The organism is Maribacter spongiae, assembly GCF_047345125.1.
Taxonomy (GTDB): domain Bacteria; phylum Bacteroidota; class Bacteroidia; order Flavobacteriales; family Flavobacteriaceae; genus Maribacter.
Genome location: NZ_JBLFEQ010000004.1, coordinates 239086 through 255871, shown reverse-complemented (window position 1 = coordinate 255871; position 16786 = coordinate 239086). Strand labels below are relative to the sequence as shown.

16 protein-coding genes are annotated in these 16786 nt (G+C 39.9%); 15 read left to right on the top strand and 1 reads right to left on the bottom strand.

Translation table 11 applies throughout. The features are described from left to right. Positions 1 to 155: 155 nt before the first annotated feature. The 15 genes from hemW to ACKWB9_RS07635 all read left to right on the top strand — a co-directional run bounded on the left by hemW (position 156) and on the right by ACKWB9_RS07635 (position 14524). Positions 156 to 1295 (top strand): radical SAM family heme chaperone HemW, encoded by a 1140-nt coding sequence (gene hemW / locus ACKWB9_RS07705; RefSeq protein WP_414002431.1) that lies wholly within the window; start codon positions 156 to 158, stop codon positions 1293 to 1295. A gap of 163 nt (positions 1296 to 1458) precedes the next feature. Further along, complete coding sequence (locus ACKWB9_RS07700) at positions 1459 to 2211, top strand: cyclase family protein (protein WP_414002430.1); 753 nt, start codon at positions 1459 to 1461, stop codon at positions 2209 to 2211. Next, on the top strand, positions 2208 to 2567 hold the full coding sequence (locus ACKWB9_RS07695; RefSeq protein ID WP_414002429.1) for a DUF4260 domain-containing protein: 360 nt from the start codon (positions 2208 to 2210) through the stop codon (positions 2565 to 2567). Before ACKWB9_RS07700 ends, ACKWB9_RS07695 begins: the two co-directional genes overlap by 4 nt. Next, positions 2560 to 3183 (top strand): DUF4230 domain-containing protein, encoded by a 624-nt coding sequence (locus ACKWB9_RS07690; RefSeq protein ID WP_414002428.1) that lies wholly within the window; start codon positions 2560 to 2562, stop codon positions 3181 to 3183. Before ACKWB9_RS07695 ends, ACKWB9_RS07690 begins: the two co-directional genes overlap by 8 nt. A 73-nt stretch (positions 3184 to 3256) precedes the next feature. After that, positions 3257 to 3652 carry a Dabb family protein gene (locus tag ACKWB9_RS07685; RefSeq protein ID WP_414002427.1) on the top strand — a complete coding sequence of 132 codons (396 nt, stop codon included), beginning with the start codon at positions 3257 to 3259 and terminating at the stop codon, positions 3650 to 3652. Positions 3653 to 3693: 41 nt separating this feature from the next. Further along, positions 3694 to 4053, top strand: coding sequence for an MmcQ/YjbR family DNA-binding protein (locus tag ACKWB9_RS07680; protein WP_414002426.1), 360 nt, complete (start codon positions 3694 to 3696; stop codon positions 4051 to 4053). Between the two features lie 84 nt (positions 4054 to 4137). Continuing rightward, positions 4138 to 5910: a MutS-related protein gene (locus ACKWB9_RS07675; RefSeq protein ID WP_414002425.1), complete on the top strand. Its 1773-nt coding sequence runs from the start codon at positions 4138 to 4140 to the stop codon at positions 5908 to 5910. Positions 5911 to 6025: 115 nt separating this feature from the next. Beyond that, positions 6026 to 6427, top strand: coding sequence for a response regulator (locus ACKWB9_RS07670; RefSeq protein ID WP_414002424.1), 402 nt, complete (start codon positions 6026 to 6028; stop codon positions 6425 to 6427). Positions 6428 to 6504: 77 nt separating this feature from the next. After that, positions 6505 to 7047 carry a heme NO-binding domain-containing protein gene (locus ACKWB9_RS07665; protein ID WP_414002423.1) on the top strand — a complete coding sequence of 181 codons (543 nt, stop codon included), beginning with the start codon at positions 6505 to 6507 and terminating at the stop codon, positions 7045 to 7047. Further along, positions 7040 to 8632 carry a sensor histidine kinase gene (locus tag ACKWB9_RS07660; RefSeq protein WP_414002422.1) on the top strand — a complete coding sequence of 531 codons (1593 nt, stop codon included), beginning with the start codon at positions 7040 to 7042 and terminating at the stop codon, positions 8630 to 8632. Before ACKWB9_RS07665 ends, ACKWB9_RS07660 begins: the two co-directional genes overlap by 8 nt. A gap of 1 nt (position 8633) precedes the next feature. Then, a complete protein-coding gene (locus tag ACKWB9_RS07655; RefSeq protein WP_414002421.1) occupies positions 8634 to 8954 on the top strand; it encodes an Hpt domain-containing protein in 321 nt (106 codons plus the stop codon). Between the two features lies 1 nt (position 8955). After that, positions 8956 to 9663, top strand: coding sequence for a LytR/AlgR family response regulator transcription factor (locus tag ACKWB9_RS07650; protein ID WP_414002420.1), 708 nt, complete (start codon positions 8956 to 8958; stop codon positions 9661 to 9663). Positions 9664 to 10096: 433 nt separating this feature from the next. Then, positions 10097 to 12598 (top strand): DUF4114 domain-containing protein, encoded by a 2502-nt coding sequence (locus ACKWB9_RS07645; RefSeq protein WP_414002419.1) that lies wholly within the window; start codon positions 10097 to 10099, stop codon positions 12596 to 12598. 193 nt (positions 12599 to 12791) lie between these two features. Further along, a complete protein-coding gene (locus ACKWB9_RS07640; protein WP_414002418.1) occupies positions 12792 to 13772 on the top strand; it encodes a DNA cytosine methyltransferase in 981 nt (326 codons plus the stop codon). Continuing rightward, positions 13772 to 14524: a hypothetical protein gene (locus ACKWB9_RS07635; protein WP_414002417.1), complete on the top strand. Its 753-nt coding sequence runs from the start codon at positions 13772 to 13774 to the stop codon at positions 14522 to 14524. The genes ACKWB9_RS07640 and ACKWB9_RS07635 overlap by 1 nt, the downstream gene beginning before the upstream one ends. A gap of 69 nt (positions 14525 to 14593) precedes the next feature. On the opposite strand, the gene ACKWB9_RS07630 is transcribed toward ACKWB9_RS07635, so the two are convergent. Further along, positions 14594 to 16660, bottom strand: a complete 2067-nt coding sequence (locus ACKWB9_RS07630; RefSeq protein ID WP_414002416.1) for a tetratricopeptide repeat protein — start codon at positions 16658 to 16660, stop codon at positions 14594 to 14596. Positions 16661 to 16786 lie beyond the last annotated feature (126 nt).

The window sequence follows — 16786 nt, the reverse complement described above, 5'->3', positions numbered from 1 at the left end:
TGGCAGTGAAGATAGTATTTATTCGGTTCTGAGATTGTTTGCTTGTGAATATATCGATCATAAAGCTTTTGATGAATTATTAAGGAATAGTAAAAAGGTTGATAAGTTCAGTGCTGGGTGACTGCTAACTGTGACTGCCAAATGAACACCGAATTATGAGCGGAATCTACATCCACATTCCCTTTTGCAAACAGGCCTGTCATTATTGTGATTTTCATTTTTCGACCAGTATGGGAAAGAAAGAAGCTATGATCGGGGCCTTATGTAAGGAGTTGGAGCTTAGGAAAAGTGAATTTAAGAATATAAAAGTCGAAACTATTTATTTTGGCGGGGGAACCCCTTCCATGTTGGATACCGATGAAATTCTGAGAATTCTGGATTCGGTCTATTCAAATTATCAAGTAATCGAAAACCCGGAGATTACATTGGAAGCCAATCCAGACGATCTGTCCGAAGAAAAAATACTTCAGTTGGCCAAAAGCCCGATAAATCGTTTAAGCATTGGTGTACAATCGTTTTTTGAAGACGATTTAAGACTGATGAATCGTGCGCATAATGCAACCGAAGCAGCGGAGTGTATTGAACTTGCGATTCGCCATTTTGATAATATTTCCGTCGATTTAATATATGGCATGCCCAATATGACCAAAGAAAGGTGGGAAGAGAACATCAATAGAACACTTTCGTTCAATATTCCCCATATTTCAAGTTATGCGCTTACCGTGGAACCAAAAACGGCCTTGGCCAGATTTGTGGAAAAGGGAATTGTAATACCTATTGAAGATGAGGTGGCCCAGGAACATTTTAATGTTCTTTTAGATAAAATGGAAGCCGCCGGATACGAAAGCTATGAGATTTCCAATTTTGGAAAACCTGGTTATTTTTCAAAAAACAATACGGCCTATTGGCAGCAAAAAAAGTATTTAGGTATTGGCCCCTCGGCACATTCTTATAATGGGGAACAACGGGCCTGGAACATCAATAACAACATAAAATATATCAAATCTATTGAGAAAGGGGAACTGCCTATGGAGGCCGAAATACTTTCTACAACGGATAAGTATAACGAATATGTAATGACAGGCCTTAGAACTGTTTGGGGTGTTTCCCTATCAAAAATTGCATCCAACTATGGAGAAGCATATAAGGAATATCTAATGCACCGATCGAAAAAGCATGTAGAGGAACATCTGTTGCATTGGAACGGAGATACCCTGTTGGTCACCAAAAAAGGAAAGTTTTTGGCCGATGGGATTGCCGCAGATCTGTTTTTCCTGAACTCGGACAAGGATTAGAATCCTATGAAGAATTTAAGAAACAGGGATTATTTTCAAAAGAACACCGGATAACGTTTGGAAAAAAGATTGAAAATGGCTTTTATCAAAAAGAGTTCAGAAAGTGAATCCAGATTTGTTAGATTTGAATGATGCTTTGCCCGGATATTGAAACAAGTTCCGTATGAAAACCAGGATTGAACATAACAAAAAAGAATATGAGGTAGATCTGTCCAAACCCTTGGATATTTCCATTTCGTTACGAGGCGATGCGTCCAATGTAAGTGCTTGGTATATGGACCATCCTAAAATAGCACCACATCGGGAAGGGGAATTTGTGGGGGCGGTCTCTAAAGGGGCGGCAGTTAATTTTAATAATATATGGTTCAGCCCCCATGCCCATGGTACACATACGGAGTGTGTGGGACATATTACCGGGGATTTTCATTCGGTCAATAAGAATTTAAATCGGTATTTCTTTTTGGCCGAGTTGATTACCGTTGCTCCTGGAAAAGTGGGCACAGATTTCGTTATTTCCAAAAAACAATTGGAAAACGCATTACGGCATACCCCTTGTGATGCCATTGTTATACGTACATTGCCCAATACCGATGCTAAAATAACACGGTGCCATTCGCATACGAACCCACCTTATCTTTTAGAGGAAGCCGCCTCATATTTAAGGGATATCGGTGTACGGCAACTGTTGATCGATCTTCCTTCGGTGGATAAAGAAAAGGATGAAGGGGCGCTTTTGGCCCATAAAGCTTTCTGGAATTTGGAGGGGGAAATCCGTTATAAAGCCATGATCACGGAATTTATATATGTTCCGAATACCATTATGGACGGCCTTTATTTTTTAAATTTACAGGTAGCTCCTTTTGAAAACGATGCCAGCCCCAGTAGGCCCGTACTCTATAAAATAAAAATACCATGAAGAACCTTATAAAACTGGAAGAAGTAGCCCTGTTTGTTCTCGGAATTTTCATGTTCGGACTTTTAGGGTATCCGTGGTGGTGGTTTTTGTTGCTGATCTTAGCACCGGATATCGGTATGATAGGATATGTTTTTGGTAATCGCACAGGTGCTATTGTGTACAATGCATTTCATCATAGAGGGCTGGCTATCGCAATTTATTTTTTGGGGATGTACCTTTCCCTGCCGATAATTCAGTTGGTCGGTATTATACTGTTTTCGCATGCTGCCATGGATAGGATATTTGGCTATGGACTTAAATATGATAAAGGTTTCAAATACACTCATTTGGGTGAAATAGGCAAGGGGAATGGATAATATTTTAGAGATTTTTCTGGGCCTTGTTTTAGGTGCGATACTCATGTACTGGTTTTTTTCTTTTTTTAGAAAAAAGAAAAATAAGGAGTTGACCACACATCAATCCACGGTATTATTGGAGAAGATCAAGAGCGTATGTAAGCTGATTTCCGTTGAGGGCGATTTTGCCGAAATCTATAAATATGAAAACACCAAAGAACGCTTTATGAGCCTGGTGAGCAGTAAAAAGAAGGCCCTGATCGTTATAAAGGCCAAGGCACAAATTGGCTATGACCTAAAAAAGATCTTCATGCATGCCGATGAGGGGAAAAAGAAAATCGTACTCACAAATTTTCCACGGCCCGAAGTTCTTTCCATTGAACCCGAACTGGATTTTTACGACATTAAAAATGGAATGTTCAATACCTTTACGCCGGCCGATTTAACAAGCCTGAACCAAGAGGCCAAAAAACATATCAGGGAAAAAATTCCCGAAAGTGGATTAATGGAAACGGCCAAAAAAGAAGCTTGGCAAACGGTATTGCTTATTGAAAAAATTGTGGAGACCATCGGTTGGAAATTGGATTATTCGGCATTAAAGATTCCTGAAGAAAAAAAAGAACTGTTGGAAGAGTAGCAAAAGAACAAACATTGCTTTAGAGTCTCGATAACCAAAGGGATAAGGAGCGTTTTTAAAATAAATTTGAAAAATGAGAATAATTCCAATTTTATTATTTTTGACCCTTACGTTAACGGGGTTTGCCCAAACTGAACAACCTATGCAACAATTTGATTCTAATTTTGCCCATACCGTCTATTTTTGGTTAAAAGACCCGGACAATACCCAAGACCGAATGGCATTTGAAAAATCGCTAAAAAAATTCCTGGACAATTCCGCTTACGCCAAGACCAATTTTATAGGAGTTCCTCCAAAGGCGAACAGGGATGTCGTAGACGGTTCCTTTACCTATTCATTGATCGTTACTTTTGAATCGGCAGAAGCACAACAAAATTATCAGGATGAAGCACCTCATAAATTGTTTATAGAGGAATCGAGCCATTTATGGACAAAGGTTATCGTTTATGATTCAAAAGGAATTAACTAAAAGTTTCCCTTGTATAAAAAGAGGGTTTAAGCACTGGGTCTATGAACATTGAAGCATTCAGGGAATATTGTATTGCAAAAAAAAGCGTAACGGAGGAGTTTCCTTTTGATGAACAGACTTTAGTGTTTAAAGTTATGGGAAAAATGTTCGCTTTGTCCGCACTGGAAAGAATGCCTCCACAAGTGAATTTAAAGTGTGATCCGGAAAGGGCCATTGAGCTACGTGAAACGTATGACGGTTCAATAATCCCCGGTTACCATATGAGCAAGGTACATTGGAACACCGTTTATCTTGAGGGCGTCCCTCCCAAACTTATTTGTGAGTTGGTTGATCACTCCTATGATTTGATCGTTTCAAAATTCACCAAGAAAATGAAGTCGGCGTTCGATGCGCTTCCCTAAGGATCGAATCCATATCTTTACGCCCCAATCAATACTTAATTTTCCGAGAGCCATCGGGCAGTATCAAAAATGCACGTTTTACAGATGCAGGAATTAGTTTCCTTTTATAAAGACCAGATCAAGAAAAATACGGCCTTGCTGGCTGGGGTAAAGAAACAATTATTTAGTTCCAGTATGCTTAGACTGGGCATTTTTTTAACAGCGGCCCTAGGCATATACCTCTTTTATGACAACACCAAAATAGTTGCGGGAATTATAATCTTTACCATTGCGTTATTCCTTTATTTGGTTTCTAGGCATTCAGGTTTGCAATACAAAAAAGCAAAGCTCCGGTCGCTTATAAAAATCAATGAAACGGAATTGGAAGTCCTGGGGCGAAATTTCCATCATTTGCCGAATGGCAATGAGTTCAAAAATCCGGAGCATTGTTTTAGTCAGGATATAGACTTGTTCGGGCGAGGTTCTTTTTATCAATATGCAAACAGGACGGCCCTAAGACAGGGGAGCGAGGTCTTTTCATCCCTACTTTTGGAAAACGCCATTGAGAATATTCCCCTAAAACAGGAAGCGATAAAAGAATTGGGCCAAATGCCCGAATGGCGTCAAAACTTCTCGGCCATTGCTACATTGGTCAAAACAGAGGTGTCTTATACCATTATCGTAAATTGGTTAAATGCATATAAAGGTTTTGTTCCAAAATACATGCAAGTACTGCCCATGCTATTCTCGTTTGTGTCCGTGTTAAATTTTGGGCTGTATTTTATGGATATCCTTAACGGGTGGGGAGTTGTTCTATGGTTGTTTGTTGGATTGGGGATTACGGGGACTTACCTAAAAAGGATCAATAAATTATCGGCCCATACCTCTAAAGTGCAAAGTACCTTTCAACAGTACTACAGGTTGATCTTGGAGTTGGAGAACACCAATTTTAAATCACCATGGTTAAAGCAGCAACAATCTATTGTTATAAACGACGTTGCAAAGACTTCAAAAAAGCTATCTGAATTTTCCAAGATTCTAAATGCGCTCGATCAACGAAACAACATGCTTTTCGGAATTGTAGGGAATGGATTCCTATTATGGGATTTACAGCAATGCGTTAAGATCGAAAAATGGATACAAAAATGGGGCAACAAGGTAGCGGATTGGTTTGAGGTCATCGCCTTTTTTGATGCCTATAACAGTTTAGGGAATTTTGCCTTTAACCATCCTCAATTTACTTATCCCGTTTTGGTCGATGGTCCTAAAATTTTGAAATCCGAAAGGGCGGGCCATCCCCTTTTAAATCCGGAGAAAAGTATTCTTAACGATTTTGAGATAGGTAAGGAACAGTTCTTGATAGTCACCGGAGCCAATATGGCCGGGAAAAGTACCTTTTTAAGAACCGTTTCCCTGCACATTGTAATGGCCAATACCGGACTTCCCGTATGTGCTTTCCGGACCGAATATGTGCCGATCAAGCTGATTACCAGTATGCGTACGTCCGATTCGCTGACCGATGACGAATCGTATTTCTTTTCCGAATTGAAGCGATTGAAGTTCATCGTAGATGAGATTCAAGATGACCGTTATTTTATTGTTTTGGACGAAATCCTAAAGGGGACGAACAGTACGGACAAGGCCAAGGGATCCCGAAAGTTTGTAGAACGCTTGGTAGGGTCTAATTCAACCGGGATTATTGCTACCCATGATCTGAGTCTTTGCGATGTTGCCCAAGAAATGCCACAGGTAGAAAATTTTTACTTTGATGCCGAAATCATTAACAACGAATTACATTTTGATTATAAATTCAAAAAAGGTATTTGCCAAAACATGAATGCGTCATTCTTATTGAAGAAAATGGAGATCGTGGAATAATCGGTTTGTCTACATTTATTTTCCATTCGGCGACACTTTTTTTTTATTCACCTATTCTAATCCGTAAATTACAACTTTATTGGGCATATTTGAAGCTCTTAAAGGCATCGATCTCATGAACATTCTATTTATTGAAGATGACACTATTGAAACCATGAAACTTCAAAGAACGGTTTCAAAATTCCAATTGAAGCATACTATTATCGAGGCAAGAAATGGAGAGGAAGCCTTAAAGATTTTAAAATCGGACGCGGAATTACCCGGGATTATTTTATTGGATCTGAATATGCCAAGAATGAACGGTATTGAGTTCCTTCGAGTCCTTAAAGAAGACGATAAGTTAAAATACCTTCCTACCATTATCTTGACAACATCGGAAAACAGGGCCGATTTATTGGAATGCTATAGAATTGGTATTGCGGGATACATCATTAAACCACTTAAATACGAAGACTACGAATCTAAATTGCAAAAGGTTCTGGCCTATTGGGACATCAATGAATTGGTAAAAGCCTAACAAAAAAGCACATTTCACAACAAATAGTATAGTCTTCGTATTACTTTTCTTACTTTTAATCCGTAATCATATCGCATATGAAAGGAATTGTATTTACGGAGTTCTTGGAAATGGTCGAGGTCAAATTTGGCCTGGAGACCGTGGACAATATCATTGAAAAAACGGATTTGCCTTCTGATGGAATTTATACCTCGGTGGGAACCTATGATTTCAATGAGATGGTAGGTTTGTTGACAGGGCTTAGTGGAGAGGTGAATTTACCCGTCGATGATTTGATCTATACCTTTGGACTTTATCTTTTTACCAGTTTAGGAAAAGCCCATCCGGAGGTAATAAAGAGTTATAATTCCCCTTTGGGGCTATTATATTCCATTGAAGATCATATCCATGTACACGTAAAGAAGTTATATCCGGATGCGGAATTGCCCACTTTTAAAATCTTGGATAAGACCGATACCTCAATTTCAATGATTTACTCCTCTTCAAGGGGATTGTACAGATTGGCCCATGGACTTATGGAAAAAACGTTCGAACATTTTAACGGTAGCGCCAATATTACCTATGAACTTATAAAAGAGGACGGTACCGAAGTAAAATTTGATATTACCCAGAATGGATAACAAAGAAGTTATACTTCTTAAAAAAGCACTGGACAGGCAAAAAAAAGCACGTATTCAGGCGGAAAGGATTCTGGAAAGCAAGTCCAAGGAACTCTATGATGTTACCCGGCACCTTAAACAGGCCAATAGCAAGCTGGAAAGTTTATTGAGCAAGAAAGCCTCTGAACTGGATGGGGTCTTCATAAACATTATTGACCCTTATGTGGTCATGGACCTTAAATTCAATGTAATTAACATGAACAGTTCCGCAAAGGAATTTTTAGGGTATGACCATACCAAAGAGGCGATAAACCTGGCCAAGTTGGTACACGAAGATTATCTGCAGTATACAACTACTTCTTTTAAAACATTGATTGAGGTCGGCATTCTAAAAAACTACACGGCCAGGATTATTGTTAAGGATGGATCCGAAAAATATGTGCAGATCAATAGTAGCTTAATATATGACAAGGAGAGAAAACCGATAGCGGCACAAGGAATCATACGCGATATTACCAGGGATAACGAGGTAAAGAAATTGTTGGCCGACCAAAAGACCCAGCTGGATATTATTGTGGAAAATTCCCCGTTGGGAATTGTCCTAACCGTAGATGGTACTATTGTAAAAGCCAATAAGGCCTTTGCCGAACTTTTGGGATACGACCGTTCGGAAATAAAGAAATTTCATGTGAAGGATATTTCCAGCCCGGAAGATGTTCCCCTGTCCAAGGGACTTATGGAACAAATGGACACCGGGGAAATCAACAACTTTGTTATTAATAAAAAATATATTAAAAAAGATGGTTCGTTTCTTTTGGCAAAGACCAATGTAAGTGCCGTGAGGGACTTGGAAGGCAGGATAGATTATCAGGTGGCCCTTATAGAGGATATTACCGATCAGCGAAATCTGGAACTGCAAAAAGAACATTTGATGAAAGAGCTGGAGGCGAGCAATCAAGGGTTACAGGAATATGCCCATATCGTTTCGCATGATTTAAAATCCCCCTTACGGAGTATTAACGCCCTGGCTACATGGCTAACCGAGGATTATAAGGATGTGTTGGATGGAAATGGGGTGTTTAATCTGCAACTGATGCAGGAAAAAATAGCGGGAATGGACAAGCTTATTGATGGCATATTAAAATATTCAAGCATCAATAGTGACCATTTGGAAAATTCGGCGGTCGATTTGAACGAAGTCATAAATGAAATACGTGAGATTATTTTTATTCCGGAAAATGTTGATGTGGTCATTATGAACACCCTGCCCGTAATCAATGTGGATAAGACCAAGATCCATCAATTGTTTCAGAATCTGATCGCAAATGCCGTAGTCAATATAGAAAAGGAAAAAGGTCTTGTCCAGATAAACGCATTGGAGTGTGATGACCATTGGCAGTTTGCTATAGAAGACAATGGTGTGGGTATACCCAAAGAATATCATGAAAAAATATTCGAGATCTTTCAGTCTATGGGTAACGGTGAACGCTCAACAGGAATCGGCCTTTCCATCGTTAAAAAAATCATTGATCTTTATGAAGGGCAAATTTGGTTGGAAAGTACGATAGAAAAAGGAACCACCTTTTATTTTACCTTAAAAAAATAAGATGAAAGAGCAACCTAACCTGAATTATGTAAAAAAGCTGGCGGGCGATGACATTGACTTTGAAAATGAGTTTATTGCCCTTATTAAAGAGGAATTTCCCATAGAAAGGAATACATACCTTGATCATATAGAAGGGGAACAGCTCCGGGAAGCATCTGAAATTGTACATAAACTAAAGCATAAATTCAACATTTTGGGTATGGAAGGTGCCTATAGGTTTGCGGTTCTTTATGAAGAACGATTATGTACGGGAAACATTGAAATGGATATGGATTTTAGAACAATATTAAAAACAATAGAAACCTACCTAAAAACCATTTGATATGAACTGTATTATCATAGACGATGAGGCTGCCGCAAGGGCGATCGTAAGGCAATTATGTTCCAAGGTGCCGGAACTGGATGTTATCGAAGAGTTCGACAATGCCATTGATGCCATAAAATTTCTGAATCAACAGGCTATCGATATCGTTTTTCTGGATATTCATATGCCCGGTTTTAGCGGTGTTGATTTTGTACAGACCTTAAAGGATCCCCCACGGATCGTTTTGACTACTTCCGATACCAATTTTGCCATTGAAGCCTATCAATATGAGGCCATTGTAGATTATTTGGTAAAACCTATAACTTCTGAGCGCTTTGAGATTTCAATGCAGAAAATTCAGAACGCATTGGCGAAACGGCCCAAGGCCGCCACGGCAGAAGGAACTTCTGACCTGGGGGAAGATCTGTACATAAATATAGATAGACGCCTGATCAAATTAAAGTTCAAGGAAATCTTGGTTATCGAGGCTAAAGGCGATTATATAGATATAAAAACCGAAAAAGAATCGTATCGTGTGCATACCACGTTAAAGAAAATAAAGGAAAAACTACCGGAGAGAACCTTTTTACAGATTCATCGTTCCTATATCATTAATTTCACCAAAATCATTGATATAGAAGATAATAGTGTGTTGATCGAAAAAAGTGTAATACCTATTAGCCGCTCAAACAGGCCGGAACTCATGCGTAGGTTAAACCTGCTGTAATTCCTTCCCCTATACTATAGAACGATCCGCCTACGGTAAACGGCCATCTACCGAAACCACCCCCCTTTTTGCCACAGGGAACAGGTACTTTTAGGTTATATATCAAAAGAAGTTTAATCTAAAATATAATAATATGAAAGCGGATTTTATTTTACAGTATGCTTTGAGAGCTTTGGTGACGGGATTAATGAGTGTAATATCCACGGTCGTGATTTGTACATCACTGGCATTGACAGGAATAATTTAATTTAATCTGAAAATTGTTTAAAAGCACCCGATCGGGTGCTTTTTTTATGGAGGATTATCGGTTGATCAAATCTTTTGGCTTGATAGTTGTTCCATCCGTCTATACCATTTTTCCATTCACCGAACGGGGCCGTTGCTTCAATGGACAAGTTTGGATATTTGCCCCATAAACGTAAACCTACAAACCATGAAACGATTACTACTTGTGCTTTCAACAATGATATCCGTGCTATTGGGTTCTGCCCAGGACTATAATTACCTGGGGACCTATACTTCAGACGGTACTCCCGAATACCTGGTGGAGTCCGATGTAATTTCCCAGGAAACACTACAAATGATAAGCGATGCCCTGCCCGAGGGATTTCCTGTACCACAATACAATCCGCAGTACATTTCATCGGGCTATGATACCGATATTATTCTTGAGGATGTGGCCGAGGTATGGGTAACCTTTGTGGGAGAGGGTGCCGGCTATAAAAATGTGTTGGGCTTTTATACCTATGATAGCAGCGAAGCCCCTCCAACTACCCCGGATCCGGAAGACATAACCATTGTATTCCCAAATGTTTCGGCATTGGGAAGTGGTGGTGGTCTGGAAGTAGGGAATAAAGTAAGAATAGGGCAATTTTCGGCCGGTACGGGCATAGGATGGGTACTTTTGGCCAATGGCTGGAAAAATAAGGTAACCCCCGGTTTATGGCAGTTGTTTTCAAATCCCGATTATAACCCGGAGGCCGATGAAAACCTGCGCTTTCACAATGTACTTTTAAGCGACCCGGACAATGAACGGATCGTTTTGGGGTTTGAGGATATTAGAAGGGATTATAGCAATTGCGATAATGACTTTAACGATGCCCTGTTTTATATAACGGCCAATCCATATACGGCGATTAAAGTTACCAATTACAATACCATTACCGACCATGCCGATGTGAGTTCCGGTAATGACGGTGGTTTGGAGAGCAATGGTGATTTGGCACGTCTTATCGCCAAAAGAAACTTTGACCGCAATAAGTCCAACACCTTTAAGAACACTCAAAAAAGACAGCAAAAATATAACAGGAAAACCTATAAGTCCCTGAATGCGAAATCAGGGAATTTAACTGCCCTGTTCCCGGAGACGGGGATGTTCGGTACCGAAACCACCTATGTTTCCAGTCCAGAAGATCTTTTGGCCATTACCAATGCCGAAAATGTCTTTTCCATTGATTATTATGAAGGGGAAAACCGTGTTTCCGCTGCCTTGGCGGTCGAGACCAAAGGAGGGGTATACAATCATACCAAGACCATTTGCGATCGTCTCAACAATGCCCAATTGCTGGATGTGCGTACCGTTGCCCTACAAGGGTATAAATTGGTCTATACTCAATTGCAAAGGGCCAATGGGGCCCTGGAATATGCGTTGACCTTTTCGGTAAAGGATGAGGGGCGTTCCCAACGGGTATTCAGCCTTTGGAATTTGGACGAATACCCAATAGGGGATTATACTAACTTTCAGGTATGGGGCAGTACTATGGGACAAGTGACCACTTTGGTCAATCATATATTGACGTCACTGGCTGAAAAAAAGGAACTGAACGATTATAAGGCCGAAAATATTTTACCCACGGTTTTTATCAAAAGTGGTTATTACAAACAAGGAAAATTGCACCTGAATATTGTAAACAAGGTCAGGGCCGGGTGGTTGAATATAGATGGTAATTACAAGGCCACGGAACAGGACAAGCTTACCAATTGGAACAAAACCATAGCCCTAAACGGAGCCTGGGAAGAAGAGGTAACGGTGGATACCGGCTATTTGTTTGATATCGGGATTTCCATTCTGGCCGAGAATTCGTATCAGTTTGATACCATGTACTTGGCCGACGGCCCCTGGGGCGTGGATTTTAATAAAGCTGTCGATGCCGTTGCGGATTTTACCGTAATCGCACAAGAGGAAAATGAGACCTCAATTTCTGGGCATAGGGTAGAACGTGGTATTGTGGCCAGGGGCGAAGTAAGGGAAACCATTAATATTTTCCGGAACCTTATGGCCGGGGACTTGCAACTGAATAGTGAGGGTTATAAAAACCTCCAGTTGAAGATCAAAAGCGATGTTCCCTTTGAGGTGAGTTTGGTGACCGATGCCACGGATCGTTGGGAAGAACGTTTACGCTATGTCCTGGATCCCGAAACCGAAGGTAGTTTGCAGCATATTCCTTTTAAGGATTTTAAAAACCATGAAGACAGACCTATGGACTTTACCCGGTTAAAAACCATTGTGTTTTCCGTACAGGGCGATTATGCGAATTATACACCTTTCAACCTAGAAATATTCCAGGTGGCCTTAACAAACGATACCCGGGAGGAAGTGCCCAAGATCGGGGATGTGGTTTGGGAAGCACTTGAAATGGGCGAAGTTGTACAAAGTACACCACAAGGGACCGTTGAAGAACCTTTAAAAATAATGGGCTATCCCAACCCCTTTGTGGAATATGCCACAATTACGTTCCCGGAAGCCACCCCCAACGTAAAAACAATATTGACCAACATGGCCGGGCGAATAGTGTACCAAGACACCTTATCTACCCTGACTGATAATAGATCTATACAATTAAGGGTGCAGCACTTGTCCAGGGGCATCTATATCTATACTTTATGGGATGCACGGAACGGGAAAACCTACTATGGAAAGTTGATTAAGAATTAAATAAGAAATGTTTTTTTGTTAAGGATAATCTTATGTGAGTATAGGGTTGTCCTTATTTTTGTTTTAAGCTTATAAGTGGGATATGGTTATTGACTATATATAATTGTTCTACGCAATTTTGATTAACATTCGGCTGTTGATTAAAATCTTGGAATTTCGACAAGTTCATGGAATAGATAATTAACTTTACGATATGTATAGAGAAAAACTGAAATTTATCGATCTTTTTTGCGGAATTGGTGGTTTCCGAGTAGCTTTTGAAGAGGCTTGTGAAGAAAATGACGTTCAGCCTGAATGTGTACTTTCATCAGATATTGACAAATATGCCCAAGAAAGTTACGAGGCCAATTTCGGCGAAAAACCTTTTGGCGACATTACACAAATTGACGAAAAAAAAATACCTGACCACGATATACTTTTTGCTGGATTTCCTTGTCAACCTTTCAGCATCATTGGACAAATGAAAGGGTTAAGTGATATTCGAGGAACTTTGTTTTTCGACATTGCGCGTATACTTAAAGAGAAGCAACCAAAAGCATTCATTTTAGAAAATGTAAAACAGCTTGTTGGACATGACAAAGGAAAAACTTTGAAAGTAATAGTTCAGTCACTAAAAGATTTGGGTTATCACATTCAATATAGCGTTTTAAACGCATTGGATTATGGATTGCCACAAAAGCGCGAACGGGTTGTAATTATTGGACATCGTGAGTCAATTATGTTCACTTTCCCAAGTCCTGAAAAGCCTTATAAAGCACTTACAGAAATTTTAGAAAATAAAGTTGACGAGAAATATTTTGCTTCTGAATATATAAAACAGAAAAGAAAAGATAAACACCAATCATCATTTTATCCTTCGATTTGGCATGAGAACAAATCGGGTAATATTTGTTCTTATCCTTATTCTTGTGCACTTCGTTCAGGGGCATCTCACAACTATCTTTTGGTTAATGGCGAACGAAGGTTGACACCACGAGAAATGTTCAGATTACAAGGTTTTCCTGATTGGTACAAGATTGTAGTAAGTGATGCACAAGCAAAGAAACAAGCAGGAAATGCTGTCCCGGTTAATATGATTAAAGCAGTTGTAGAAAAGTTTTTGCCTTATATAGCTACAAGTTTAGACCAGGCTACAGTTTTGAGAGAATATGATTTACAATATAATCCGAGTTAATGGCAAAACGTAAATCACCAAGATTAAGAACTGTAAACAAGTCTGTTTCGGCTTATCCGTTAAATCAATTCAATTCAGAATTTCCTTATATTCTTGGACAAGAAATCGTTTATCTTTTAGCAAGCAAAGGTCGAGCAGATTTGCAAGGCAATGAATGGGAACAGATTTTTGCGCTTTGTATCGGAGCAGAATGGAAACCATCAAATGTTGGGCTTGACGATGTAGTAATGGGAAATACAGCTTGGGGAGCGAAAACAGTAAAATCTGGAATTAAGGATTTTACAAACCTAAAACAAGTAAGATTAATATCAGGTCGTAATTCGCCAGTATATTCTTATGGCGGAACAATCGACACAACAGCTGATCCGAATTTGATTGGTGAACAGGTTTTAGAAATTTGGAACGAGAGAGTTTCTGCAATTCGAGAAAAATTTAAACACTTACGAACTGTTGTTTTGGTAAAATCCAATGACCTTTCTCAAGTTGCAGTATTTGAATTTGATACTATTCGATACGATACGGAGCTTTTCGACTTTGTGTGGAACCCACGAGGAAATTTAGAGGGATTTGTAAAAGGCACAAAGGACAAACAATTTGTGTGGCAACCTCACGGCTCACAATTCACGATTATCGAAAAAGTGCCAGAACAAACGTTGATTTTGAAAATCAAACGGCCCGAAGTTTTAGATAAAGAAAAGATTTTGAACGCTATCGGATTTGATAAGTCTTGGGTTACAATAAAACACAAGTAAAACTGTGTAGAACAATGGTTTATAAATGAAGGGTTGGGCGGACATCTGGATAACTTATTAGGTAAACGGTTATTCAACTAAATTTTTATAAAACAAAGGTTTTTGGGTCAACCTCCATTTTAGTTTAAAGCCAAGTTCGGTAAATTCAAAACCCGTAGCGGTGGAGGATGCAATATTACTGTACTTTCCATAGAGGTTTCCGCTTAACCGCTTGGAGAATTGGTGTTGTATACCTGCCTCTGCCCTAAAGATGGCCGTGTTGGGATTTTCTTCCACTTTTTGAAAACCTGTTGCAACACTGGCCCTATACCTGGTTTTTTCCGAAACCCTACCACGTATATCGGCAAATACTTCTACTGCCTCATAATGGTCCGGGCTAAAATAAATGTGGGGTACCTGATCCTTAAAAGCAATATACTGATAATTAAACCCCATTTTAAAGGCCGGTTTCCGCAATAGCGTGTAATACAAGGAGGTGAATAAAAGATTGCGTGTATTGGCATCACTTTGTTGGGTATGCCGTAGTTGCGTGTACCAACCTAGATTAAAATTAGTACCCAGATGGTAATTGAGTCCGTAATGGTTCATCACGATTTCACGCTCGATCAGGGCCGCATTAAAATTCTGAACCTCACGTTGGTAGCCCAACTCCATGTTCTGAAGTTTAAGGGGCTGCCATAGCAACTTGGTCTCCAAAATAGCCTGTGTATAGGCATCTTCCATAAATCGGGAATTGTTTAACCCAAGAATACCTTTTAAAAGGGTCTTGGGTAATAGCTTGTATGCTGCCCCGATCAGGAATACGTGCGAGTTGGCCTTGTTTCGGCTGACCGTATTTTCCGTAGTACGGTATACATACGAAAAGGTAGTGCTGAACTTTGTGGTAAAAGGCACTTCTATATGGGTTCTGGTATAAAAAGCAAGGTTGTTGCCATTATCAACAGTGCAGGAGGCATGCTCTTCGATAGTCGGGGTGTGTCGGGCATTCAGTTTTTCAATAAGACCAATGGCATCTTTTTGGTTCCCATAACTTTCCAAGGTTTTGAATACCGCGGTATAAGCTTCATTTATTCGACCGGTGGCAAATAGCGCATTGGCCCTGCCCAGATTTCCATCAAAAGAGGTGCTATCCCGGGCCAGGATGGCATCATAGTTTTTAAGGCTCATTTTTGTGTCGGAAGTATATGATCCTAAAGTGGCCTTTAACGCAAGTACCCAATTTTTATAAGGAAATACCCTAAGCAAACTATCGATCTGTTGCTTTGCGGTTTTAAACTTGCGATTCCAGATCAGAGCCTGTACATAACGGTCATAAGTACGTTCTACCAGTTGGGGGTCATTGGATTTCGCTGCTTTATTCCTGGCCATGATAGCTATGGCAAGGGCTCTTTTGTCCTTTTTGCCAATATGTTCCGCCAAAGCCATTCCCTGCAATGCGGTGATGGAATCTTTGGACGAAACAGCATACCGCCGGTAGGTGATTTTTGCGCTGTCCACCGCCTTGGAGATCAAATACAGATTGGCAAGATTCAACAAGACATCTTTATCATTGGGGAAATCGATAAAAATAGCGTCCAATAACGCTTTTCCCTTTGTATAATCCTGTTTGTTTACAAACTGGTTGGCGTATCCCAATCTTATGTATTTTCTGGAAAGTCTGGCATTTTGATTGCCGGGCCGTATTTCCAATGCTTTTTCGATCCATTGCAGAGCCTCTTTATATGCTTTGAGGTTGCTCAAAGTATTGGCATACCCTAAAGCGGCCCCAAAGTTCCCGGGATGGTCGGCCACTAATTTGGCATATAGGGGTTTAGCGATTTCGTATTCCCCGTTCCATAAGAAAGACTCATTATAGTTGATCCGTATTTCAAGGTCGTTGGGGTGGGTTTGCAATAGTTCAGCGAAAAGGACATTTGCTTTTTGGGGTCTCCCGTTCAATCCTACGGCCCTTCCATAACAGATTTGTGCCGTCTTGTTACTAGGGTCCGTGTCCAAATAGGATTTGAAAAATAGTTCGGCATCCGAAAACCGTCCGGATTCCAAAAACAGAAACCCTTTTTTCATGGGATTTTGTGCCGTTGCAAAAAAGAAACCAAGCAATACTAATGATAGAAGGTGAAAACGGTTAAGTTTCATGGTCAAGTAAGATTATTACGCTAAATACATCACGAAATAGCAATGCATTTATGAGTATGGTTAAGCTTTAGTAAAGGTAAAACAGGCATTTCCACCCCGGAAGTGTGATACGTGCCATTCACCTAC